The following is a 747-nucleotide window of genomic DNA, read 5'->3' on the forward strand; positions in this document are numbered from 1 at the left end:
TGCCAGAAGTAGTTAGCTTAACCGCAAGGAGGGCGATTACCACGGCAGGGTTCGTGACTGGGGTGAAGTCGTAACAAGGTAGCCGTATCGGAAGGTGCGGCTGGATCACCTCCTTTCTAGAGTAGCGTGTAGTGAAGTGTCCACACTTATTGACTGTTAATGATGAATAGAGAACACAGGTAAGAGATCATGTTCCCGAAAGGGGGATTAGCTCAGCTGGGAGAGCACCTGCTTTGCAAGCAGGGGGTCGTCGGTTCGATCCCGTCATCCTCCACCAAGATTTGGTAGAAGTCGCAGGAATCGGGTCTGTAGCTCAGTTGGTTAGAGCACCGTGTTGATAACGCGGGGGTCGTTGGTTCGAGCCCAACCAGACCCACCACCAGATCTCGACAGTGCAAACGTAAGTCAGCGGCAGTAGCGAAGATGCTACAGAAAACAACGTTGAGATTTAGGTTTGTACTTTCAAAGCGAAAGACAGAGTAATAAAAGTAGTTCTCGTTCTTTAACAATTTAGAAGAAGTAAAGTAGAAATAATCAAAATTATTTCTGTAAAGAGAAGCTTGCAACGACAGTTGTGAGTGGAAATTATGGAAGGGTTGTGATTGTATCGAACAAACAATGTATTAAAAAGAGTTTGAAAAGCTGTCGAAAGACAAGTTTTAGAAAAAATCAAATTCCTTGAGATACGGCAAACGCTAAAGTAATACTCATAAGTAGTAAAGAACTATAACGGTCTTGCGCACGACG

General features: G+C 44.4%; 2 tRNA genes and 1 rRNA gene. All 3 read left to right on the top strand.

From position 1 onward, the window contains the following. Window positions 1-116 (top strand): 16S ribosomal RNA (locus tag ACO0LM_RS28640); the annotation flags it as partial. An 85-nt stretch (window positions 117-201) separates the two neighbouring features. Next, a tRNA-Ala gene (locus tag ACO0LM_RS28645) sits at window positions 202-277 on the top strand. Window positions 278-302: 25 nt separating this feature from the next. Then, window positions 303-379, top strand: a tRNA-Ile gene (locus tag ACO0LM_RS28650). Window positions 380-747 lie beyond the last annotated feature (368 nt).

Origin of the sequence: Undibacterium sp. Di26W (assembly GCF_049340265.1) — a bacterium.
GTDB lineage: Bacteria > Pseudomonadota > Gammaproteobacteria > Burkholderiales > Burkholderiaceae_D > Undibacterium.